This window comes from Limnohabitans sp. TEGF002 (assembly GCF_055395845.1).
This window is the reverse complement of sequence record NZ_AP029224.1, coordinates 1,016,377-1,037,555: the sequence shown is the minus strand read 5'-3', so window position 1 is coordinate 1,037,555 and position 21,179 is coordinate 1,016,377. Positions and strand designations below refer to the sequence as shown.

Here is a 21,179-nt window from a genome sequence, read left to right as displayed (position 1 = left end):
CTGGGTGGGGGTGGTTGTCACTCAACGGATAAGCGTCGTCGCGGTTTTCCATAAGATTCAGGCTTTGGTCGCTTTGGCGCCCCCACCTACCTACCCTTCCGACGCCCACACATGAGCCTGCTTTTCACGCCCTTCACCTTTGATGCGCCATCCGGCCCACTCACTTTGCCCAACCGCATCGTGATCGCGCCCATGTGCCAGTACTCGGCCGACCACGGCCAAGCCACCGATTGGCACCTGACGCACTGGACCAACTTGCTCAACAGCGGCGCGGGCCTGTTCACCATCGAAGCCACCGCCGTGTCGGCCGTGGGCCGCATCAGCCCCGGCTGCTTGGGCTTGTGGGACGACGCGACGCAAGCGGCGCTGGGTGACAAACTGGAACGCGCCCGCCGCTTAGCACCCGCCATGCCGGTGTGCATCCAGATCAGCCATGCGGGCCGCAAGGCATCCAGCGCTTGCCCCTGGGACGGCGGCATGCTGATCGCTCCGGAAAACGGCGGCTGGCAAACCGTGGCCCCGAGCGCCCTGCCGCACTTGCCGCAAGAAGCTGCGCCGACCGAGCTGAGCTTGGCCGACATCGCGCAAATCAAGGCCGACTTCGTGAACACCGCCAAGCGCAGCCACGAGCTGGGCATTGAGGCGGTGGAGCTGCACGCCGCCCACGGCTACTTGTTGCACCAGTTTTTATCGCCCTTGTCCAACCAGCGCACCGACGCTTATGGCGGCAGTTTTGAAAACCGCATTCGCTTTCCGCTGGAAGTCTTCAAAGCGGTGCGCGAAGCTTTTGGTGGCACGCTGGGCATGCGCATTTCGGGGACCGACTGGGTGGACGGCGGCTGGACGGTCGAAGAAACCGCCGAACTGTCCAAGCAGCTCAAGCAAGCCGGGGCGCAGTTTGTGCACATCTCGTCGGGCGGTGTTTCGCCTTTGCAAAAAATTGCTTTGGGGCCAGAGTACCAAGTGCACCTGGCCAAAGCCGTCAAAGCCGCCTCAGACCTGACCACCATCGCCGTGGGCCTGATCACCGAGCCGGCGCAGGCCGAAGCCGTGCTGCAACGCGGCGATGCCGATCTGGTGGCGCTGGCCCGCTCCTTCATGTACAAACCGCGCTGGGGCTGGGAAGCCGCCGTGGCCTTGGACGGCACCGTGGATGCACAACACCAGTACTGGCGCAGCCTGCCCCGCGAAGCCAAAAACATTTTCAAAGACGCCAAAATTGGCATGCGCTGATTTTTTTAAACCCACCCACAAAAAGAGACTCACATGACAACACGTCGCAAATTTTCCAAACTGCTGGCCCTGGCCACCCTGTGTGCCCCGTTGGCCTTGATGGCGCAAGCCTTCCCCAGCAAGCCCATCACCTTGGTCGTGCCCGTGCCACCTGGCGGTTTGGTCGACACCTCGGCTCGCCTGATTTCCGAGCCACTGGGCCGCTTGATCGGCCAGTCCATCGTGGTGGAAAACAAGGGCGGCGCCAGCGGCAACTTGGCTTATCAGCAAGTGGCACGTGCGCCCAAAGACGGCCACACGCTGCTGGTGTCGTACTCGGGTTACCACGTCGCCAACCCGATTCTCATGACCAAGCTGCCTTGGGAGCTGAAGGACCTGACGCCCGTGGGTCTGATCACCGTGGCCACCAACGTGGTGGCTGTGCACCCCTCGGTGCCGGTGAACAACATGAAAGAGTTCATTGCCTACGTGAAACAAAACCCGGGCAAGCTGAACTACGCATCACAGGGCAATGGCTCGGTCTCGCACATCGGCACCGAAATCTTCAAACAGCAAACCGGCGTGAGCTTGGTGCATGTGCCTTACAAAGGTTCGGGCCAAGCCATTGCCGACGTGCTGGCAGGCCAGGTGCAGGTCTTCATGACCACACCGCCCTCGGTGATGCAACACATCCAGGCGGGCAAGCTCAAGGCCCTGGCCGTCACCGGTAAAAAGCGCCACGCGGGCATGCCCCAAGTGCCCACCATGGCCGAAGCGGGTTACCCCAACTTTGACCTCGAATCGTGGGTGGCTTTGTACGCCCCAGCGGGCACGCCACCTGCCGTGGTGACCCAGCTAGCCGATGCCGTCAAGCGCAGCCTGGACCTGCCTGAGAGCAAACAACGCGCAGACCAAGCGGGCATTGAGGTGCGCTTTGTGGCCCCCGCCGAGATGACCAAGATCTTGGACCGCGACATCGCCGACTGGACACAAGCCATCAAGGCCGCCAACATCAAGCTGGACTGATCGCCAGACGTCAAAAAGCCGGAGTGGGCCTTGCGGCCTGCTCCGGCTTTTTTGTTGGCGGATGGATGCGCCTTACTTCAGATCACCCGCCAAGCTGGCCAGGGAGTCCGCTGCGATTTCAATATGCGATGGGTAGTGCGTGTGGTCGCAGCCCATTTTGACGCCAGCGCCAGCCTTGACAGCAGCGCACATGACGGGCGTCAGCTCAAAGCGCACAAAGTGCACCGCTGAGGTTTTTTCTTCGGTCTCGCGGTCCAGGTCTTCGTCGGCAATGGCATACACGCGACCATGGCCCTCGACCTCGACAAACATCCGGTCTTCAACACCGATCAGCTTGGCCAGCTCGCGCTTGCGTTCGTTGATGTCGGTGTACTCGATCATCATGGTGGCTTTCCAGTTGCTGCCATCCGGCACCAGCGGGGCATAGGCCTCGATCTCTTGCAGGATGCCTTCTTCTTCGAAGACTTTTTCGATACGCAGCATCTCCTGAATTTGATAGCGGATCGTGGTTTCGCTCTCGAACTGCATGTTGATGTGCTCGCCCAGCTGAACGCTGCGCAGCTTGCGGTGCGCGATCACATCGGGTTTGTGGACCTTGCGCCACTTGGTGTAAGCCTCGAGAGACATCAGGGTCTCGGGCGTGATTTTTCCGGTCAGTTGCATGGCAGTGTTCCTTATTTGAGACCGTAGGCTTTGCGCACCAAGGTCAAGGGGTGATTCAATTCTGGAGCGCCGAGGCCGTTGACCTCAAAGCCCTGGGCAATGTGGTGGCCGCCCAGCGGGCAGTCGGAGCTGATGAAGTCGGGCTTGGAGCCGTCCTTCATGGTGGCCATGGCTTTGAACACGGGCTTGCCGATCTTCATCGCCATGTCGTGTGAGCCTTTTTTGACGCCATAGGTGCCAGCATGGCCAGAGCAACGCTCGATGGTGTTGATCTCGGTGTCCGGGATCATCTTGAGCATTTCTTCGGTCTTCTTGCCGATGTTTTGCACCCGGCCGTGACAAGGAATTTGGTAGCTCACATTGCCCAGTTTTTGCGGGAACTCGGTCTTGAGCAAGCCGTCGCGCTTGCGGGCCATGAAGTATTCGAACGGGTCCCACATGGCGTCTTTGACCAACTGGGTGTCGGCGCAGTCGGGGAACATCAGCGGAATCTCTTGCTTGAACATCAGCGCGCAGCTGGGCACCGCCGCCATGATGGCGTAGCCGTCTTTGGCGTATTGGGCCAGCACCGGGATGTTGGCTTCTTTGGAGTCCTTGACGGAGTCCAAGTCGCCCAACTCCAGCTTGGGCATGCCGCAGCATTTTTCTTTCTCGACCAGCACATACGGGATGTCGTTGTGGTCGAGGATCTTCAGCAGATCATGGCCGATGCCCGGCTCGTTGTAGTTGATGTAGCAAGTGGAAAAGATCGCCACTTTGCCCGGTGTTTTCTCGCCGTCCACCACTTTGACCGACTGGGCATCCGGGGCGCTGGAGCGGAATTTTTTAGTGGCCAATGAGGGCAACCAAGCGTTTTTGTCCACGCCCGCCACGCTTTCCATGACGCTGCGTGCCGCTTCGGTTTTGTTGATGGCGTTGATGGCTTGCACCACGATCGGGATGCCTGCAAAAGAGCCGTGCGTGTCGGTCGAGGCCAAAAACTTTTCGGCAGCGCCCACTTCGCCTTTTTTGAACTTGATGGCCTTGGCCCGCAGCATGGTGTGCGGGAAGTCCAGATTCCACTCATGAGGCGGGGTGTAGGGGCACTTGGTCATGTAGCACAGGTCGCACATGAAGCACTGGTCCACCACTTTCCAGTAGTCCTTCTTGTCCACACCATCGACTTCCATGGTGCTGCTCTCGTCCACCAGGTCGAACAAGGTGGGGAAAGAGCCGCACAAGCTCACACAACGACGGCAGCCATGGCAAATGTCAAAAATGCGCTCGAGTTCGTCGAAGCATTTTTCTTCGTTGTAAAAATCGGGGCTCTCCCAGCCGAGGGCGTGTCGTGTGGGGGCTTCGAGGTTGCCTTCTTTGGCCATGTTGTGCTCCTTTGGGATTTTTATGGGGTTTTTCTGAAGACTCTGCGGCCAGAACCCTGAGAAAAACCCGCTGCACTTTTCAGCGCAGCGGGCTGAAGAAACTGGGGGAATCAATCCACCAATTCGTTCAAAGCTTTCTGGTAGCGGTTGGCGTGTGAACGCTCAGCCTTGGCCAGTGTCTCGAACCAGTCAGCGACTTCGTCGAAGCCTTCTTCGCGGGCGGTCTTGGCCATGCCAGGGTACATGTCGGTGTACTCGTGGGTTTCGCCAGCCACAGCCGAAGCCAGGTTGTCACGTGTCGAGCCAATGGGCATGCCGGTGGCTGGGTCGCCGGATTGCTCCAGGAATTCCAGGTGACCGTGGGCGTGACCTGTCTCACCTTCAGCGGTGGAACGGAACAGGGCTGCCACATCGTTCTGACCTTCAACGTCAGCTTTGTTCGCGAAGTACAAATAGCGACGGTTGGCCTGGGATTCGCCTGCGAAGGCGTCCTTCAGGCATTGTTCCGTGCGCGAGCCTTTGAGTGCTGCCATGGATATCTCCTTGTGGGTTTTGAGTAGATTGCCCTGGCAGAATCGCCAGAGACGGCTTAGGTTAACCCTGTACCGATCAGTCTGCCCAATAGATTGATGCAATTGCCACGATTGCTCGATGCTATTGAACAATCCAATTGATAAATATCAACTAATTACCTATCTCCCCGCTCATGGACAAGCCGGCCAGCTGGCGACAAACCCGAACAGCCCGCCCGCCAGGGCCAAGGGAAGGCCTGAAGGGCTGGGTAAAATCATTGTTTTGGGGCCTCACAGGGTCCCGCACGGCATCTGCTGAGCTGCCGTTTTCTTTTTTGAAAAGACCTCCCCATGAGCAACGCCCCCGCCACCCCGGCCCATCAGCCTGGCCTTGAGAGCCTGTCCAAATCGTTCGAACCTGCCGCGCTGGAAGCACACTGGGGCCCGGAATGGGAAAAACGCGGCTACGGCGTAGCCGGTTTCCGGGGCACCCAAGCGCCTGTGGCGGACGCCCCGGCCTTCGCCATCCAACTGCCCCCACCCAACGTGACGGGCACGCTGCACATGGGCCACGCTTTCAACCAGACCATCATGGACTCGTTGACCCGCTACCACCGCATGTCTGGGTTCAACACCGCCTGGATTCCAGGCACCGACCACGCGGGCATTGCCACGCAGATCGTGGTGGAGCGCCAGCTGCAGGCCAAAGGCATCAGCCGCCACGACATGGGCCCCACACCTGCCGAAGCGCGCAAAAACTTTGTGAGCAAGGTCTGGGAGTGGAAAGAAGAGTCCGGCAGCACCATCACCAGCCAGATGCGCCGCATGGGCGACAGCGTGGACTGGAGCCGCGAATACTTCACGATGGGCCCCAAGCTGTCCAAGACCGTGACCGAAACCTTTGTGCAGTTGTATGAGCAAGGTCTGATTGAACGTGACAAACGCTTAGTGAACTGGGACCCGGTGCTGATGAGCGCGGTGTCTGACCTGGAAGTCGAGAGCGAGGAAGAAGACGGCTCCATGTGGCACATCCGCTACGACTTGGCCGATGGTTCCGGCAGTCTCACGGTAGCCACCACCCGCCCCGAAACCCTGCTGGGCGACGTGGCTGTGATGGTGCATCCCGAGGACGAGCGCTACAGCGCATTGATCGGGAAACAGGTCAACCTACCCCTGTGCGGCCGTACCATCCCTGTGATTGCGGATGAGTACGTGGACAAAGATTTCGGAACGGGTGTCGTCAAGGTCACACCTGCACACGACCAAAATGACTATGCGGTGGCAATTCGTCACAAACTGCCCATGGTTTGCGTGCTGACACTTGATGCAAAGATCGTTCACAAAGATGCGCAACTCCAGCAAATTCATGACAGTTTGAGGAGCACACTCAGCCGTGCGTATGACTTGCATGAAGCTAGAAATTTCATTCCAGCTCATCTGCAAGGCCTCGACCGCTTCGCAGCACGTAAGCAAATCGTCGCCGACCTAGAAACCGCTGGCCAGTTGGTTGAAGTTAAAAAACACAAACTCATGGTGCCTCGTTGCAGCCGCACCGGTCAGGTGATCGAGCCTATGCTGACCGACCAATGGTTCATTCGTATGAACAAGGTCGGCAAAGGTGACGCGACGGGCAAGAGCATTGCGCAAAAAGCCATCGACGCAGTGCAATCTGGCGAAGTGAGCTTTGTGCCCGAGAACTGGGTCAACACCTACAACCAGTGGATGAACAACATCCAGGACTGGTGCATCTCGCGCCAGCTCTGGTGGGGCCACCAGATTCCGGCTTGGTACGACGAAGACGGCAATGTCTATGTGGCGCGCAACGAAGCCGAAGCGCAAGCCAAGGCCCCAGGCAAGACACTCAAGCGTGACGAGGACGTGCTGGACACTTGGTACTCCAGCGCACTGGTCCCATTCAGCACACTGGGTTGGAGCAGCGACGCAGCTGGCGAGCGTGCCGGGACCGGACGCAGCGACATTGCGAGCGAAGCGAGTGGGAGCAAGACCGGTTCCGGCACGCTCGCCAGCGGAACCCAAGACTACGACCTCTACCTCCCCAGCAGCGTCCTGGTCACAGGCTACGACATCATCTTCTTCTGGGTCGCCCGGATGATCATGATGACCACCCACTTCACAGGCAAAGTGCCCTTCAAGCACGTTTACATCCACGGCCTGGTGCTCGACGCCCAAGGCAAGAAGATGAGCAAGTCCGAAGGCAACGTGCTCGACCCGGTGGACCTGATCGACGGCATCACCCTGGAGCCATTGCTCGACAAGCGCACCCAAGGCCTGCGCAAGCCCGAGACCGCCCCCAAGGTGCGCAAGCAAACCGAGAAAGAATTTCCCGAAGGTATTCCGGCCTACGGTGCCGACGCGCTGCGCTTCACCTTCGCAGCACTCGCCAGCTTGGGCCGCAGCATCAACTTTGACTCCAAGCGATGCGAGGGTTACCGCAACTTCTGCAACAAGCTGTGGAACGCCACCCGCTTTGTGCTGATGAACTGCGAAGGCCAAGACTGCGGCCTGAAAAAGCACACCAAAGCCGAATGCCAACCCGGTGGCCCAGCGCACGGTTACATGAACTTCAGCCAAGCCGACCGCTGGATCAGCTCTCAGCTGCAGCGCGTCGAAGCCGACGTGGCCAAAGGTTTTGCCGAGTACCGCTTGGACAACGTGGCCAACACGATCTACGACTTTGTGTGGAACGAGTTCTGCGACTGGTACCTGGAAATTGCCAAGGTGCAGATCAACACCGGCAACGAGGCGCAGCAACGCGCCACGCGCCGCACCCTGATCCGCACGCTCGAGACCATCATGCGTTTGGCACACCCCATCATTCCTTTCATCACCGAAGAGCTTTGGCAAAAAGTGTCGGTGGTCGCGGGCCTTCCGGGTGAGTCGGTCAGCATCGCGGCTTACCCCGTGAGCCAACCCGATCGCATCGACACAGCCGCCGAAGCCCATGTGGCCAAGCTCAAAACGCTGGTGGACGCCTGCCGCAACCTGCGCGGTGAGATGAATGTCTCGCCCGCCACCCGCATGCCCCTGTATGTGCTGGGCGACACGGCCTTCATGCAAAGCGTTGCGCCCGTATTGCAATCGCTGGCCAAGCTGAGCGAGGTCAAAGTGTTTGACACCGAAACCGAATGGGCAGCTGCTGCGCAAGCTGCGCCCGTGGCTGTGGTGGGCGAAGCGCGCCTGTGCCTGTTCATCGAAGTCGATGCGGCCGCAGAAAAAATTCGCCTGACCAAAGAAGCCGCCCGCTTGGAAGGCGAAATCACCAAGGCCAACGCCAAACTCGGCAACGAGGCCTTTGTGGCCAAAGCCCCGCCTGCCGTGCTGGACGAAACCAAGAAACGCGTGGCTGACTTTGGTGCCACACTCGACAAAATCCGCCAGCAGCTGCAACGCTTGGGCTAAAACCCAGCTTGGACAAGGAATCGACCATGAGCCACAACGTCATCCGCAAAGCCGTGTTCCCCGTCGCTGGCCTGGGCACGCGCTTTTTGCCCGCCACCAAAGCCGCGCCCAAAGAGATGCTGCCGGTGGTCGACAAGCCGCTGATTCAGTACGCGGTAGAAGAAGCCTATGCCGCAGGTGTGCGCCACATGATCTTTGTGACGGGTCGCAGCAAGCGCGCCATCGAAGACCACTTTGACACCGCTTACGAGCTCGAAAACGAACTCGAAACCGCGCACAAAGACGAGTTGTTGGCCTTGGTGCGCTCGGTACAACCGGACGACATGGTCTGTGCCTATGTGCGCCAAAACCGCATGCTCGGCTTGGGCCACGCGGTGCTCTGCGCCGAGCCTTTGGTGGGCAATGAGCCTTTTGCCGTGCTGCTGGCCGACGATTTGATGGTCAACCAGGGTCCATCCATCTTGTCCCAAATGGTTGACGCTTACACCAAGCAAGGCCGCTCGGTGCTGGCGGTGCAAGAAGTGCCACTTGACCAAGTCAAACGCTACGGCATCGTGGCGGGTGAACCTGCTGGCCGCCAATTGATTCGCGTCGAACAGATTGTGGAAAAACCCAGCCCCGACAAAGCCCCATCGCGCATGGGCGTGGCGGGTCGCTACATCCTGACGCCGGGCATCTTTGACGAGATCCGCAACCAGCCCACCGGCGTGGGTGGCGAGATCCAGCTCACCGATGCGATAGCCCGCTTGATGCAACGCGAAGCGGTCTATGCCTTCCAGTACGAAGGCAAGCGCTACGACTGCGGCAGCAAAGAAGGCTTCCTGGAAGCCACGGTGGAGCTGGCTTTGCAACACCCGCAGGTGGGTGCGTCGTTCCGCGAATACCTCAAAGGCCTGAGCCTCTGATCACGTTCAGCGGCGTTTGAGGGCAAACACAAACGCCGTGTCGGTTTTTTCTTGCAGCACCAAATCGTTGCCCGTCTGGCGCGCAAAGGCTTCAAAGTCGCGCCAAGCCCCAGGGTCGGTGGCGGTCACTTTGAGCACCTGACCGCTGCTCATCTCGTTCAGGGCCTTCTTGGCCTTCAAGATCGGCAAGGGGCAATTCAGGCCGCTGGTGTCAATTTCTTTGTCGATGTGCATCATGTGGCCTGGTTTTGTTCTTGGCTTTGCGCGGCACGCTCTTCCCATGTCATGAACTTCGGCTCGATGCCAATGGTGCGCAGCCAGTCGCCCAAAGCGTAGCCGGTGCCTGCGGGCCAGCAAATCAGATCCTTGAAATCAAACATCTTGTATTCGGCCAACTCGGGCGACAAGCGCACCTCACCTTCGGCCACGGCGTGGTAAGCAATGATCACTTGGTTCATGCGCTGAAAGTCGTACACGCCAATCAACTTGAGGGCCGACACCTTGAGGTTGGTTTCTTCGGCAATCTCGCGTGTGATGCCTTCTTCGGGCGTTTCGCCCGCCTCCATGAAACCGGTGATCAGCGCAAAACGCCGACCCGGCCAGGCCGCATTGCGGGCCAGCAAAATTTGGTCCCCCACCTGCACAATGCCCGCCAGCACAGGCGTCGGGTTGTTCCAGTGGGTGAAGTCGCAGGCGGTGCAACGCAGGCGCATCGTCTCGCCCCCGTCTTCCATTTGCGAGAGCCAGGCCAAAGGACTGGCGCACATCGGACAAAAACGGTATTCAGCCATGGTTCAAGCCTTGTCAAAGTTCAGCCGTTCAGGCCGGGAACACGCCAGTGGAGAGATAACGGTCACCGCGATCGCAGACGATGAACACGATGGTGGCGTTTTGCGCGGTCTTGGCCACTTGCTGGGCCACCCAGCAAGCACCCGCTGCAGAGATACCCGCAAAGATGCCTTCGCTGCGTGCCATCTGGCGGCAGGTTTCCTCGGCATCGTTTTGACTCACATACACCAGCTCATCCACATGGCTGGGGTCGTAAATTTTGGGCAAGTACTCTTGTGGCCACTTGCGGATGCCCGGAATGCGCGAGCCCTCGCTGGGCTGTGCGCCAATGATGCGGATGGCCGGGTTCTTTTCTTTCAGGTAACGCGAGACACCCGTGATGGTGCCCGTGGTGCCCATGGCGCTGACAAAGTGGGTGACCTTGCCGCCGGTCTGCTCCCAGATCTCGGGGCCGGTGGTTTCGTAATGGATGCGCGGGTTGTCGGCGTTGGCAAACTGGTCCAGGATGCGGCCCTTGCCCTGCGCCGCCATGTTGTCGGCCAAGTCACGGGCGTATTCCATGCCGCCGCTCTTGGGCGTGAGGATCAATTCCGCACCAAAGGCCTTCATGGTCTGGGCGCGCTCAATGGACAAGTCCTCGGGCATGATCAAAATCATGCGGTAACCCTTGATGGCCGCGGCCATGGCCAGCGCAATGCCGGTGTTGCCCGAGGTGGCCTCGATCAGGGTGTCCCCGGGTTTGATCTCGCCGCGCTCTTCGGCCCGGCGGATCATCGACAAAGCCGGTCGGTCCTTCACGGAGCCCGCCGGGTTGTTGCCCTCCAGCTTGCCCAAAATCACATTGCCACGCGCGGCAGACTCGGCTGCCCCCAGGCGTTGCAAAGCCACCAAAGGTGTTTTGCCGATCGCATCTTCAATGGTTGGATAAATCATCCCAATAATGTGCCATAATTCGGGTCTTCACAAATACCGCCCGGGTGGTGAAATTGGTAGACTCAGGGGACTCAAAATCCCCCGCCGCAAGGCGTGCCGGTTCGAGTCCGGCCCCGGGCACCATCTCTGGAAATCCAGCAACCATGCGGTTTCCAAACGAAACAAGGCCAACCTTCACGGGTTGGCCTTTTTTTGTGCTCATGTAGGCTCTGGGCCTAGGCTATGGCGTCCATCTGCTTCAGTCAACCTTACCGATGCCCCCACACTTTCATATGAGTGAGCGGGCTGCCTTCCATGCTCTTTCCCAACCAAACCCCACCGTACCCCACTCCATCGACTCTGAGCAGGTAACGCAATCGATTGGAAGTGTCTTCTGAATTTAAAGTAAGGCAGCAATAAGTGCTGGCAAAACTATTCACTCAATCGTTGTTGACCCAGTTTGCAAATAAACTTAAAACTGATGACTCTTCTTTGGTTGATGCCGCAACAAGCAAGCGCTCTTTTTTCGGGTCGACTCCAATAAACTGGCCCCCATACCCCCTCATCCAAAAAACCTCACTATTTGCCCCTTTCATTCCAGTCCAGAATTGATGTCCATAACTGGCGTACTGGCTATGGTTGTAAATGCGAATCCCCTTTGTAATTGCTTGTTGCATGTAGTCCTGCAGGCAGTGGCCTGCGCGGCCTTTATATATGTCAAGGCTGTAAAGTGCTAATCGAAGCCAATCGTCAGGAGAAGCATAAAAAAACCCATGGGCTAAAGGGCGGTTGTCCTTATCCAAGTTCCAAGCGGTTGTCCGCGCCAACCCGGCGGCTGGAACTAGCGTTTCCTCGTACCACTGCTGAAAAGGGCGTTTAGTGGCCTTTTCAACAAGAATCGACAAGGCTGCGGTGTCTAAATTTTTGTAATCAAACTCATCGCCCGGAGCCAAGACACCAAACAAGCGCCGCTTGGCATCTTTGTATTTCAGCAATGTTTCAAGATAGCTTATTTGCTGGATTCTAAATGCCGCATCTACACCCGGAAAAACATTGCCGTTCTCCCCTGAAGAGTTGGCACCACTGGACATGTTGAGAACATGCCGGATGGAAGCGCGACCATATGCAGTGTCGGCGAGTTCGGGGACATAGTCACCAAGTTTGTCATCAAGGTTCTTGATGTGGCTACTGCAAAATGCGTGTCCAACCATCAGACTGGTGAGAGACTTGGCCATAGAGTAGCTTATGACAAAGCTGTCGTCATAGACTCCATATTGGGTATGCCGATAAACCACTTGACCCTTATCGATGAGCGTGAGAGTGACTCGGTTGGGCATATTAGCCACCGCATCTGCTTGCTGCAAAAGTGCGGGAGGCAGGGTTTGCCCGCTGGCTTTTTGGAGTTCACGTACCTTGCTTGCTGGCGGATGCAGCGATTTATTCCAGTACTCCTTGAAGGCACCCGAATAAACCCAATAGGGCGACATGACTGAGCCTTGTGGAATCGTGTAAGGGGAGATAACCTGACCAACTGATCCGGTGGCACAAAAAGCCAATGCCAATGAGGTCAGAATTTTTCCGAGATGGAATTTATTAAATGGCAAAGTTAATGTCCTTTAATAAGAAACAAAATGGATCATCGCAAATACCTTTACTAGCCATATGACATCCCCATCCAGGGACGCAAATTGCGGTCTGATCGGAATAAGCCCAATGACATGAACGATAGTACAAGTGTTGCAGACGTAATTGGCTTTGACAACTACCGCCAGATCACCCGACTTGCAGTAATTCTTAGTTCACTGACCTTGCAGCTTTTTTGACTACCCCTATACAGTTGGGGATCAATCGATCCCCGCACTCCAGCGGTCGTTCCAGTTGCGCTCGATTTGCCTGCGGTCGCGCTTGGTGGGGCGGCCTTGCTCGATGCTGAGCGCGGGCTCCCGAGCCAGGCGGTTTTGCTCTGCCGCTTTTTGCCGGGCTGCGATGCTTTCGGTCGTTTCTGTGTACAGCAGCTGCGCCACCGGCGCCGGGCCACGCACGCCGCTCAAGGCCTGCACCACCACGGTGCGCTCCACAGCACCCTGGCGCAAACACACCGTGTCGCCGGGTTTGACTTCTTTGGACGGCTTGGCATCTTGGCCATTGACCTGCACACGGTTCTTGCCAATTTCATCGCTGGCCAGGCTGCGGGTTTTGTAGAACCGGGCCGCCCACAGCCATTTGTCGATGCGCAATGAAATCATCATGCCGCCGCAAACAAAGCGCCCTGCGGGCTCAAGCCATCGCGCACATGCGGATAACGCAACTTGATCCGCAGCTCCTGCTTCATTCGCATGTTGTCCAGACGCCGGGATTCGCTCATGAAACTCAGCAGCATCAGGGGCAAAGCCGTGTTGGCGTCGTTGCGGGAGATGCGCGGCGGTTTGGGCAAGCCATACAGACTGGCAGCCAGCTCAAAATAGTCGCCCATTTTTAAATCGGTGTCGTCGGTGACATTGACCACGCGCTGAGGCTTGCCGCGCCACAAAGCGGCGGCGCAAGCACGAGCCAAGTCGTTGGCATGGATGTGGTTGGTGTACACATCCTCTTTGGCCACCAGCACAGGCGTGCCTTTGAGCAAGCGCTCGCGGGGTGTGCCGCCTTCGCGGTCGGGGGCGTAAATGCCGGGGATGCGCAACACGCTCACCCGCACGCCGCTGCGCCCCAAAAAACGCATCAGGCGTTCTGCATCCACTCGGCGCTGGGCGCGGGGGGTGTGGGGGTTCACGGTACGGGTTTCGTTCACCCGCTGGCCACCACAATCGCCATAAACGCCCGTGGTAGAGCCATAGACCAGCGCCTGGGGCGGCGTGCGCAAACGCAAGGCCCGCACCAAGGCCAAGCTGCGTGGGTCGCGTTCGGATTCACCCCGGCGGTCGGTGGGGGGCGGGGCCAGATGGATCACCCTATGGGCAATACCTGCCAGACGCTGCAGGCTGGATGCATCGTCCAAATTGCCCAGCAAGGGGGTGATGCCGCAAGCGCGCAGCAAACGCACCCGCTCGGGTGAAGAAGTCAGGGCCATCAAACGCACGCGCTGGCTTTGGGGTGCACCCAATTGGCCCGCCGTGCGCAAGCCCACATCGCCACAGCCCACGATCAAAACACGCTGGCGACGGAATCGGGCGGGCAGCGCGCCCAAGGGGGTCTGGTTTGAAGGCAAAATCAGGGGTTCCGGGTCATATTCACGCCCTCTAGGATACCCAAAAGATGAGCTTTCAAATTTCTGTGCAGCCCAGTGGCCGCAATTTCACCGCCGACACCAACGAAACGCTGCTGACCGCTGGCATCCGCCAAGGGATCGGCCTGCCTTATGGCTGCAAGGACGGCGCTTGTGGTTCTTGCAAATGCAAAAAGATCTCGGGCACCGTGGTGCATGGCCCGCACCAAGCCAAAGCCCTGAGCGACGAGGAAGAAGCCCAAGGCCTGGTGCTGACCTGCTGCGCCACCGCACAAAGCGATGTGGTACTCGAATCGAAGCAGGTGACGGCTGAAGGCGGCCTGCCCGTCAAGAAGATGCCGGTGCGTGTGGTGAGTCTGGAGAAAAAATCGCACGACGTGATCGTGTTGAAACTGCAACTGCCCGCCAACGACGTGATGAAATTCCACGCCGGTCAGTACATCGAATTTTTGTTGCGTGACGGCTCGCGCCGCAGCTACAGCATGGCCAATGCGCCGCACACCTTGGAGGTGGCACCGCCCACGGTGGAGCTGCACATCCGCCACATGCCCGGCGGCAAGTTCACCGACCCGGTGTTCACCACCATGAAAGAAAAAGACATCCTGCGTGCCGAAGGCCCGTATGGCAGCTTTTACCTGCGCGAGGACAGCGACAAGCCCATCGTGCTGCTGGCTTCGGGCACCGGTTTTGCCCCCATCAAGGCGCTGATCGAGCACATGCAGCACCGCGGCATCACCCGCCCCGCCACGCTGTACTGGGGTGGTCGTCGCCCTTCTGACCTGTACATGGCCGATTGGGTGGAGGCCCGCTTGGCCGAGATGCCCAACTTGCGCTATGTGCCCGTCATCTCCAACGCCGAAGCCGAAGACCATTGGACAGGACGCACCGGCTTTGTGCACCAGGCCGTGTTGCAGGACTTCCCGGATTTGTCGGTCCACCAGGTCTATGCCTGCGGCGCGCCCATCGTGGTGGATTCGGCCAAGCGCGACTACGTGGCGCAAGGCGGTTTGCCCGAAGAAGAGTTCTACGCCGACTCTTTCACGTCTGAGGCGGACAAGGCCAAGGCCTGACACGACTATTTCCGGAGAACTCCATGACTTTGATCACCCGCCGTCAATTCACCGCCGCATCCCTGGCCCTCTCAGCACCCGCTTGGGCGCAAGGCAAGCCGATCCGCATCATCGTGCCCTATGCACCCGGTGGCCCCATCGACGTCACGGCGCGGGCTCTGGCCGAGCGCGTGAAAGACAGCTTGGGCACCGTCATCATTGAAAACCGCCCCGGCGCGGGTGGCAACCTGGGTGCTGACTTGGTGGCCAAAGCCGCGCCCGATGGTCTGACGATCGGCATCGCGGCCACGGCCACACACGCCATCAACCCCTGGTTGTTTGCCAAGATGCCCTACGACGCCAGCCGCGACTTTGCGCCCATCACACAAATGCTGCGCGTGCCCAATGTGCTGGTGATGAACGCCGAGACCGCGCAGCGTCTGAAGATCAACACCCTGGCCGATTTGGTGGCGTATGCCAAAGCCAACCCCGCCAAACTGAACTTTGGCTCCGGTGGCAACGGCAGTGCAGGTCACCTGGCGGGCGAGATGTTCAAGCGGGCTGCAGGCATTTTTGCGGTGCATATTCCGTACAACGGTGGCAACCCCGCACAACTGGCTTTGTTGTCAGGGCAAGTCGACTTCAACTTCGACAACTTGGCCACCGCTGCGGCCAACATCAAGGCGGGTCGCCTCAAGGCGCTGGCCGTGACCACCGCCCAGCGCAGCAACGCCCTGCCCGATATTGCGAGCATGAGCGAAACCTTGAAAGATTTTTCGATCGACACTTGGTGGGGTCTGGTGGCGCCTGCGGCCACGCCCCGTGATGTGGTGGACCGTTTGAACAAGGCTTTTGTGGCCGCGCTGCAAGCACCTGAAACCAAAACTCGCTTTGCCCAGCTGATGGCCGAACCCGTGGGCAACACGCCCGAGCAGTTTGGGGCCTTCATGAAAACAGAACTGACGCGCTATGAAAGCGTGGTCAAGGCCAGTGGCGCTCGGGTGGATTGAAAGCGATCCGACGCGGAATGCAAAAAGCCCGGCATGCCGGGCTTTTTGCTGAGCTCTTACAAACTCACTCGCCCAGATAGGCTGCGCGCACCTTGGGGTCTTCGAGCATGTCTTTGCCCACACCGGTCATGGTGATGAGGCCGGAGTCCATCACATAACCACGGTCAGCAATCGCCAGCGCACGGCTGGCGTTTTGCTCCACCAGCAACACCGTCACGCCTTGGGCGTACACATCACGCACCACCTCAAAGATTTTGTCGACCATGATGGGTGACAAGCCCATGGAGGGTTCGTCCAGCAGCAAGACTTTGGGACGGCTCATCAGGGCACGCCCCATGGCCAGCATCTGCTGCTCGCCACCCGACATGGTGCCCGCCAGCTGGTCTTTGCGTTCACGCAGACGCGGGAAGATGGTGAACATCTTCTCGATGTCGTCCGCAATGCCCGCCGTGTCTGAGCGGATGTACGCGCCCATTTGCAGGTTTTCGGTGATGGTCATGCGGGTGAACACGCCACGGCCTTCCGGCACCATGGCCAGGCCTTGCTTGACCAAATCCCAGGGGCCTTGGCCCTTGATGCTTTTGCCCAGGTACTCGATGTCACCGACTTGCAAAGGCAAGGTGCCGGTGATGGCTTTCATGGTGGTGGTTTTGCCCGCACCGTTGGAGCCGATCAAGGAGACCAGCTCACCTTCGCGGACTTCGAGGCTCACGCCCTTCACGGCCTGAATGCCGCCGTAGCCGACTTGCAGGTCTTTGACTTTCAAAAGGATGTCGGCCATCTCAGTGTCCTCCCGTGCCCAGATAGGCTTCAATCACTTTTTCATTCTTCTGAACATCGGCAGGCGTGCCTTCGGCGATCTGCTTGCCGTAGTCGAGCACCGTGACGCGGTCACACAAGCCCATGACGAGCTTCACATCGTGCTCGATCAACAAGATGGTGCGGTTGTCTTTGCGGATCTGGTCGATCAACTCGCGCAGTTGCACTTTCTCGGTGGCGTTCATGCCGGCTGCAGGCTCGTCGAGCGCAATGAGTTGCGGGTCGGTCGCCAAAGCACGGGCAATCTCCAGGCGACGCTGGTCACCATACGACAAGGTGCGGGCCTTGAAGTCGGCGTATTTGCCGATGCCCACATAGTCGAGCAATTCTTGCGCACGCTGGGCAATCGCAGCCTCTTCGGCCTTGAAACCGGGTGTGCGGAAAATCGCGCCCAGCAAGCCCGAATGGGTGCGCACATGGCGGCCCACCATCACGTTTTCGAGGGCCGTCATTTCCGCAAACAAGCGGATGTTCTGGAACGTGCGGGCAATGCCCGCCTTGGCCACTTCGTGCACGGCCGTGGGCTGGTAGGGCTTGCCTGCCAGCTCAAAAGTGCCGCTGTCAGGCGTGTACAAGCCCGTGATGACGTTGAAAAACGTGGTCTTGCCTGCGCCGTTGGGGCCGATCAGGCCATAGACCTGACCGCGTTGGATCGTCATGCCCACATCGGTGAGGGCTTGCAGACCCCCAAATCGCTTGGAAATACCTGAGACGTTGAGAACGGTGTCTTTGTTGGCTGTTGGATTCATGTTCTGCTCCTTCATTTCGTCTTGAGCGAATTGCCATGCTCAGGCGAAGGCCACAGCCCACGGGGACGCATCAACATGATGACGATCATGGCCAGCGCCACCAGCAACTGACGCATGATGGACGCATCCAAACGCCCACCGGTCATCTCCTGCAGTGGTCCAGCGACATAACGCAGCACTTCGGGCAAAGCCGACAGCAAGATCGCACCCAAAATCACGCCCGGCAAATAGCCCAAACCACCGAGCACCACCATGGCGACGATCATCACCGACTCCATCAGACTGAAGGACTCGGGCGAGATAAAGCCCTGGAAACCAGCGAACATCGCACCCGAGACGCCACCAAAAGTAGCGCCCATGCCAAAAGCCAAGAGCTTGAGGTTGCGGGTGTTCAGGCCCATGGCCTTGGCGGCGATTTCGTCTTCACGAATGGCCATCCAGGCGCGTCCAATGCGGGACACTTCCAAGCGGTGCGAAACGACAATGGCCACCAGCACCAAGCTGAGGAACAGATAGTAGTAAAGCGAGACCGAGGCAATTTCAAAATCGCCGATCATCAATTTCTTGCCCAGGTTCAGACCAAAAATCGAGATAGGGTCAATCTGGTCCAGACCCTTGGGTCCGTTGGTGATGTTGACGGGGTGGTCCAGGTTGTTCATGAACACGCGGATGATCTCGCCAAAACCCAAGGTCACGATGGCCAGGTAGTCACCGCGCAACTTGAGCGTAGGCGCACCCAGCAACATGCCAAAAATACCCGCCAGCGCAGCGCCCACGGGCACGATCAGCCAGATCGGCATGTGCATACCCGTGGGGTAAGCCGCTGCGATCCACGCAAAGGTGTTGGTCAGGTGTGGCGATGACAGCAGGCCGTACATGTAGGCCCCCACCGCAAAAAAGGCCACATAACCCAAGTCCAGCAGACCGGCATAGCCCACCACGATGTTCAGACCAATGGCCAACAAGATGTAGAGCAAGGCCATGTCGGCGATGCGCACCCAGGCGTTGCCAAAGATTTGCAGAATCAAGGGCAAGGCGATGAGCGCTGCACCGATCAGGATGGTTTGAAGTGTTTTGTTGTTTTTCATGTTCGCCTCCATCAAGCGCGATCGGCCACGCGTTCACCCATGAGGCCCGATGGGCGCAGGGTCAACACGACGATCAAGACAATGAACGCAAAAATATCGGTGTAGTGGCTGCCCAGCACACCGCCCGTGAGGTGACCGATGTAACCGGAGCCAATGGCTTCGATCAGGCCCAGCAAGATGCCGCCAATGACCGCCCCCGACAAATTGCCAATGCCGCCAAACACCGCGGCAGTGAAGGCTTTGAGGCCCGGCAAGAAGCCCATGGCATGTTGCGCGGTGCCGTAGTTGGATGCGTACATGACGCCCGCAATGGCCGCCAAAATGGCGCCGATCACAAAGGTCGCCGAAATCACCATGTCGGGCTTGACGCCCATCAAAGCCGCCACACGCGGATTCTCAGACGTGGCGCGCATGGCGCGGCCCAAGCGTGTGTAATTGACCAACCACATCAAGACGGCCAGGGACACGGCCGTGACGCCCAAGATCATGATTTGAGTGGGTGTAATGACCACGCCCCCCATGTTGATGGGGGTACTGGACAGCAGCGTGGGATAGGCCTTGTAGTTAGGCTTCCAGATGATCATCGCCAAGGTCTGCAGCAAGATGCTCATGCCAATGGCCGTGATCAGGGGGGCCAGTTTGGGGCTGTTGCGCAAAGGCCGGTAAGCGATTTTTTCGATCGAAAAATTCAAGACCACCGCCACCACACAGGCGATCAGCGTGGCCAGAATCAGGATGACCCATCCTGGTGCACCCGGCATGGCGTCACGCATCATGCCGATGGCAGACCAGCTCGTCAAAGCGCCCACCATCAGCACTTCTCCGTGCGCAAAGTTAATGAGGTTGATGATGCCGTAGACCATGGTGTAGCCCAAGGCCACCAAGGCGTACATACTGCCCATGACCAGGCCGTTGATGACCTGCTGGAAAAAGACGTCCATTGATTTCTCCGTGTTTTGACCTGCGCTTAGCGGGTCTTAGCTTCGGTTGTTGTTTTAGGATCAAGAATCACCTTTTGGGTGAGCCCTGACAACTAGCAAAAACCCCGCCAGATTCATGCAACACCGGGCGGGGTGGCGGGATTGTAGTGAAAGAAAGGATCGCGCCAGTATTCATTGCCGTCGGGACTTACCCTGTGGCTTCATTTTTCTTTCGCAGTTCTTCCAGTTTGTCGGCAATTTTGATCTCCAGACCCCGGCGAACCGGTTTGTAAAAGCCGGGCTCAGGCATGCCGTCGGGCAGGTAATGCTCGCCTGCGGCAAAACCATCTTCCTCGTCGTGGGCGTATCGATAGCCCTTGCCGTAGTCCAAATCTTTCATCAGTTTCGTGGGGGCATTGCGCAAATGCATGGGAACCGGGCGGGTGCCGTCTTTTTTGACCCAAGCCTTGGCCTGGTTGAAGGCTTTGTAGGCGGCATTGGATTTGGGGGCTACAGCCAAGTAAATCACACACTGCGCCAGCGTCAACTCACCCTCAGGGCTGCCCAAGCGCTCGTACACCTCGGCGGCGTCGAGCGCCATGCGCAGCGCTCGCGGGTCGGCCAGGCCAATGTCTTCGCTGGCCATGCGGATCAAACGCCTGGCCATGTAGCGCGGGTCTGCACCGCCGTCGAGCATGCGCACGAACCAATACAGGGCGGCATCCGGGTCAGAACCGCGCACCGATTTGTGCAAGGCGCTGATGGTGTCGTAGAACTGCTCGCCACCTTTGTCGTAGCGGCGCATGCGCTCGCCCAACACCCGCATCAGCCAGGTGTCGGTCACCGGGTCGATATTTTCTTGTTGGGCCGCCATGGCCAGTGTTTCCAGGGTGTTGAGCAAACGGCGGGCATCGCCGTCGGCATAGGCCAGCAGGCGGGCCAAGGCCTCGGCTTCGATGGCGGGTATCGCGTTGATGGCCTGCGCCCGCAGCACAATGCTTTGCAGGTCCTCCTCGTTCAGGGGCTGCAACACATACACCGCGGCCCGCGACAGCAAAGCTGAATTCACCTCAAAAGAGGGGTTCTCGGTGGTAGCCCCAATGAAGGTGAACAGGCCGCTTTCCACATGCGGCAAAAACGCATCTTGTTGGCTTTTGTTGAAGCGGTGCACCTCGTCCACAAACATGATGGTGCGCTGGGGATGCAAGCCTGTGCGGGCGGCTTCGGCTTTTTCCACCGCTTCACGGATGTCCTTGACACCACCGAGCACGGCGCTGATGCTCAAAAATTGGGCGTCAAACGCATCGGCCATCAGACGGGCGATGGTGGTTTTGCCCACGCCAGGTGGCCCCCACAAAATGCAGCTGTGCGGCTGGCCGGACTCAAATGCCAGACGCAAGGCCATGCCCTCACCCAACAAATGCTGCTGACCAATCACCTCACCCAGGTGGCGCGGGCGCAAGCGCTCGGCCAGGGGGGCGTGGGTCGACAAACTGGCGGCTTTCATCGGCACCCAAAGCG

At 58.7% G+C, this 21,179-nt stretch carries 20 protein-coding genes and 1 tRNA gene; 7 read left to right on the top strand and 14 right to left on the bottom strand.

The features are described from left to right. The first annotated feature begins 111 nt into the window (after positions 1–111). Together ACZ5SR_RS05240 and ACZ5SR_RS05235 are read left to right on the top strand one after the other, a co-directional pair. A complete protein-coding gene (locus ACZ5SR_RS05240; protein WP_464450512.1) occupies positions 112–1,233 on the top strand; it encodes an NADH:flavin oxidoreductase/NADH oxidase in 1,122 nt (373 codons plus the stop codon). A 33-nt stretch (positions 1,234–1,266) separates the two neighbouring features. Next, positions 1,267–2,238, top strand: a complete 972-nt coding sequence (locus ACZ5SR_RS05235; protein ID WP_464450511.1) for a Bug family tripartite tricarboxylate transporter substrate binding protein — start codon at positions 1,267–1,269, stop codon at positions 2,236–2,238. 72 nt (positions 2,239–2,310) lie between these two features. Here the strand turns inward: ACZ5SR_RS05235 and ACZ5SR_RS05230 are convergent, their stop codons facing one another. From ACZ5SR_RS05230 to ACZ5SR_RS05220, 3 genes are all read right to left on the bottom strand, one after another. Further along, positions 2,311–2,901: a DUF3501 family protein gene (locus tag ACZ5SR_RS05230; RefSeq protein WP_464450510.1), complete on the bottom strand. Its 591-nt coding sequence runs from the start codon at positions 2,899–2,901 to the stop codon at positions 2,311–2,313. An 11-nt stretch (positions 2,902–2,912) separates the two neighbouring features. Continuing rightward, complete coding sequence (locus ACZ5SR_RS05225; RefSeq protein ID WP_464450509.1) at positions 2,913–4,262, bottom strand: (Fe-S)-binding protein; 1,350 nt, start codon at positions 4,260–4,262, stop codon at positions 2,913–2,915. A 110-nt stretch (positions 4,263–4,372) separates the two neighbouring features. Beyond that, the gene (locus ACZ5SR_RS05220; RefSeq protein ID WP_089953128.1) at positions 4,373–4,795 is read right to left on the bottom strand and encodes a rubrerythrin family protein; all 423 of its coding nucleotides are present in this window, start codon (positions 4,793–4,795) and stop codon (positions 4,373–4,375) included. Between the two features lie 330 nt (positions 4,796–5,125). On the opposite strand from ACZ5SR_RS05220, the gene ACZ5SR_RS05215 reads away from it, so the two are divergent. Beyond that, complete coding sequence (locus tag ACZ5SR_RS05215) at positions 5,126–8,194, top strand: valine--tRNA ligase (RefSeq protein WP_464450508.1); 3,069 nt, start codon at positions 5,126–5,128, stop codon at positions 8,192–8,194. A gap of 26 nt (positions 8,195–8,220) precedes the next feature. Then, complete coding sequence (gene galU / locus ACZ5SR_RS05210) at positions 8,221–9,099, top strand: UTP--glucose-1-phosphate uridylyltransferase GalU (protein WP_464450507.1); 879 nt, start codon at positions 8,221–8,223, stop codon at positions 9,097–9,099. A gap of 6 nt (positions 9,100–9,105) precedes the next feature. Here galU and ACZ5SR_RS05205 read toward each other — a convergent pair whose 3' ends face one another. Genes ACZ5SR_RS05205 through cysM form a run of 3 tightly spaced genes read right to left on the bottom strand, consistent with a single transcriptional unit; the run spans position 9,106 to position 10,821 of the window. Then, complete coding sequence (locus ACZ5SR_RS05205) at positions 9,106–9,333, bottom strand: sulfurtransferase TusA family protein (RefSeq protein ID WP_464450506.1); 228 nt, start codon at positions 9,331–9,333, stop codon at positions 9,106–9,108. After that, the gene (locus ACZ5SR_RS05200; protein ID WP_464450505.1) at positions 9,333–9,890 is read right to left on the bottom strand and encodes an NUDIX domain-containing protein; all 558 of its coding nucleotides are present in this window, start codon (positions 9,888–9,890) and stop codon (positions 9,333–9,335) included. The genes ACZ5SR_RS05205 and ACZ5SR_RS05200 overlap by 1 nt, the downstream gene beginning before the upstream one ends. Before the next feature lie 28 nt (positions 9,891–9,918). Continuing rightward, positions 9,919–10,821: a cysteine synthase CysM gene (gene cysM, locus ACZ5SR_RS05195; protein WP_464450504.1), complete on the bottom strand. Its 903-nt coding sequence runs from the start codon at positions 10,819–10,821 to the stop codon at positions 9,919–9,921. Between the two features lie 38 nt (positions 10,822–10,859). On the opposite strand from cysM, the gene ACZ5SR_RS05190 reads away from it, so the two are divergent. Continuing rightward, positions 10,860–10,944 (top strand) — tRNA-Leu (locus ACZ5SR_RS05190). Between the two features lie 296 nt (positions 10,945–11,240). Here ACZ5SR_RS05190 and ACZ5SR_RS05185 read toward each other — a convergent pair. The 3 genes from ACZ5SR_RS05185 to ACZ5SR_RS05175 form a co-directional block, all read right to left on the bottom strand. Beyond that, positions 11,241–12,404, bottom strand: a complete 1,164-nt coding sequence (locus tag ACZ5SR_RS05185) for a serine hydrolase domain-containing protein (protein ID WP_464450503.1) — start codon at positions 12,402–12,404, stop codon at positions 11,241–11,243. A 240-nt stretch (positions 12,405–12,644) separates the two neighbouring features. Further along, entirely contained in the window at positions 12,645–13,046 is a 402-nt protein-coding gene (locus tag ACZ5SR_RS05180) for an RNA-binding S4 domain-containing protein (protein WP_464451019.1), read from the bottom strand. After that, a complete protein-coding gene (locus tag ACZ5SR_RS05175; RefSeq protein ID WP_464450502.1) occupies positions 13,046–14,005 on the bottom strand; it encodes an SDR family oxidoreductase in 960 nt (319 codons plus the stop codon). Before ACZ5SR_RS05175 ends, ACZ5SR_RS05180 begins: the two co-directional genes overlap by 1 nt. 47 nt (positions 14,006–14,052) lie before the next feature. On the opposite strand from ACZ5SR_RS05175, the gene ACZ5SR_RS05170 reads away from it, so the two are divergent. Continuing rightward, complete coding sequence (locus tag ACZ5SR_RS05170) at positions 14,053–15,093, top strand: CDP-6-deoxy-delta-3,4-glucoseen reductase (RefSeq protein ID WP_464450501.1); 1,041 nt, start codon at positions 14,053–14,055, stop codon at positions 15,091–15,093. Between the two features lie 23 nt (positions 15,094–15,116). Further along, complete coding sequence (locus tag ACZ5SR_RS05165) at positions 15,117–16,082, top strand: Bug family tripartite tricarboxylate transporter substrate binding protein (protein ID WP_464450500.1); 966 nt, start codon at positions 15,117–15,119, stop codon at positions 16,080–16,082. 64 nt (positions 16,083–16,146) lie between these two features. Here the strand turns inward: ACZ5SR_RS05165 and ACZ5SR_RS05160 are convergent, their stop codons facing one another. The 5 genes from ACZ5SR_RS05160 to ACZ5SR_RS05140 all read right to left on the bottom strand — a co-directional run bounded on the left by ACZ5SR_RS05160 (position 16,147) and on the right by ACZ5SR_RS05140 (position 21,165). Beyond that, positions 16,147–16,863: an ABC transporter ATP-binding protein gene (locus ACZ5SR_RS05160; protein WP_464450499.1), complete on the bottom strand. Its 717-nt coding sequence runs from the start codon at positions 16,861–16,863 to the stop codon at positions 16,147–16,149. Position 16,864: 1 nt separating this feature from the next. After that, positions 16,865–17,650, bottom strand: a complete 786-nt coding sequence (locus ACZ5SR_RS05155; protein ID WP_464450498.1) for an ABC transporter ATP-binding protein — start codon at positions 17,648–17,650, stop codon at positions 16,865–16,867. A gap of 11 nt (positions 17,651–17,661) precedes the next feature. Continuing rightward, positions 17,662–18,738 (bottom strand): branched-chain amino acid ABC transporter permease, encoded by a 1,077-nt coding sequence (locus ACZ5SR_RS05150; RefSeq protein ID WP_464450497.1) that lies wholly within the window; start codon positions 18,736–18,738, stop codon positions 17,662–17,664. An 11-nt stretch (positions 18,739–18,749) separates the two neighbouring features. Then, positions 18,750–19,679, bottom strand: coding sequence for a branched-chain amino acid ABC transporter permease (locus tag ACZ5SR_RS05145; protein WP_464450496.1), 930 nt, complete (start codon positions 19,677–19,679; stop codon positions 18,750–18,752). A 187-nt stretch (positions 19,680–19,866) separates the two neighbouring features. Then, entirely contained in the window at positions 19,867–21,165 is a 1,299-nt protein-coding gene (locus ACZ5SR_RS05140) for a replication-associated recombination protein A (protein ID WP_464450495.1), read from the bottom strand. Between the last annotated feature and the right edge of the window lie 14 nt (positions 21,166–21,179).

Coding starts and splice junctions, on each gene's coding strand:
- ACZ5SR_RS05240 (WP_464450512.1), top strand. CDS start 112: ATGAGCCTGCTTTTCACGCCCTTCACCTTTGATGCGCCATCCGGCCCA.
- ACZ5SR_RS05235 (WP_464450511.1), top strand. CDS start 1,267: ATGACAACACGTCGCAAATTTTCCAAACTGCTGGCCCTGGCCACCCTG.
- ACZ5SR_RS05230 (WP_464450510.1), bottom strand. CDS start 2,901: ATGCAACTGACCGGAAAAATCACGCCCGAGACCCTGATGTCTCTCGAG.
- ACZ5SR_RS05225 (WP_464450509.1), bottom strand. CDS start 4,262: ATGGCCAAAGAAGGCAACCTCGAAGCCCCCACACGACACGCCCTCGGC.
- ACZ5SR_RS05220 (WP_089953128.1), bottom strand. CDS start 4,795: ATGGCAGCACTCAAAGGCTCGCGCACGGAACAATGCCTGAAGGACGCC.
- ACZ5SR_RS05215 (WP_464450508.1), top strand. CDS start 5,126: ATGAGCAACGCCCCCGCCACCCCGGCCCATCAGCCTGGCCTTGAGAGC.
- galU (WP_464450507.1), top strand. CDS start 8,221: ATGAGCCACAACGTCATCCGCAAAGCCGTGTTCCCCGTCGCTGGCCTG.
- ACZ5SR_RS05205 (WP_464450506.1), bottom strand. CDS start 9,333: ATGCACATCGACAAAGAAATTGACACCAGCGGCCTGAATTGCCCCTTG.
- ACZ5SR_RS05200 (WP_464450505.1), bottom strand. CDS start 9,890: ATGGCTGAATACCGTTTTTGTCCGATGTGCGCCAGTCCTTTGGCCTGG.
- cysM (WP_464450504.1), bottom strand. CDS start 10,821: ATGATTTATCCAACCATTGAAGATGCGATCGGCAAAACACCTTTGGTG.
- ACZ5SR_RS05180 (WP_464451019.1), bottom strand. CDS start 13,046: ATGATTTCATTGCGCATCGACAAATGGCTGTGGGCGGCCCGGTTCTAC.
- ACZ5SR_RS05170 (WP_464450501.1), top strand. CDS start 14,053: ATGAGCTTTCAAATTTCTGTGCAGCCCAGTGGCCGCAATTTCACCGCC.
- ACZ5SR_RS05165 (WP_464450500.1), top strand. CDS start 15,117: ATGACTTTGATCACCCGCCGTCAATTCACCGCCGCATCCCTGGCCCTC.
- ACZ5SR_RS05160 (WP_464450499.1), bottom strand. CDS start 16,863: ATGGCCGACATCCTTTTGAAAGTCAAAGACCTGCAAGTCGGCTACGGC.
- ACZ5SR_RS05155 (WP_464450498.1), bottom strand. CDS start 17,650: ATGAATCCAACAGCCAACAAAGACACCGTTCTCAACGTCTCAGGTATT.
- ACZ5SR_RS05150 (WP_464450497.1), bottom strand. CDS start 18,738: ATGAAAAACAACAAAACACTTCAAACCATCCTGATCGGTGCAGCGCTC.
- ACZ5SR_RS05145 (WP_464450496.1), bottom strand. CDS start 19,679: ATGGACGTCTTTTTCCAGCAGGTCATCAACGGCCTGGTCATGGGCAGT.
- ACZ5SR_RS05140 (WP_464450495.1), bottom strand. CDS start 21,165: ATGAAAGCCGCCAGTTTGTCGACCCACGCCCCCCTGGCCGAGCGCTTG.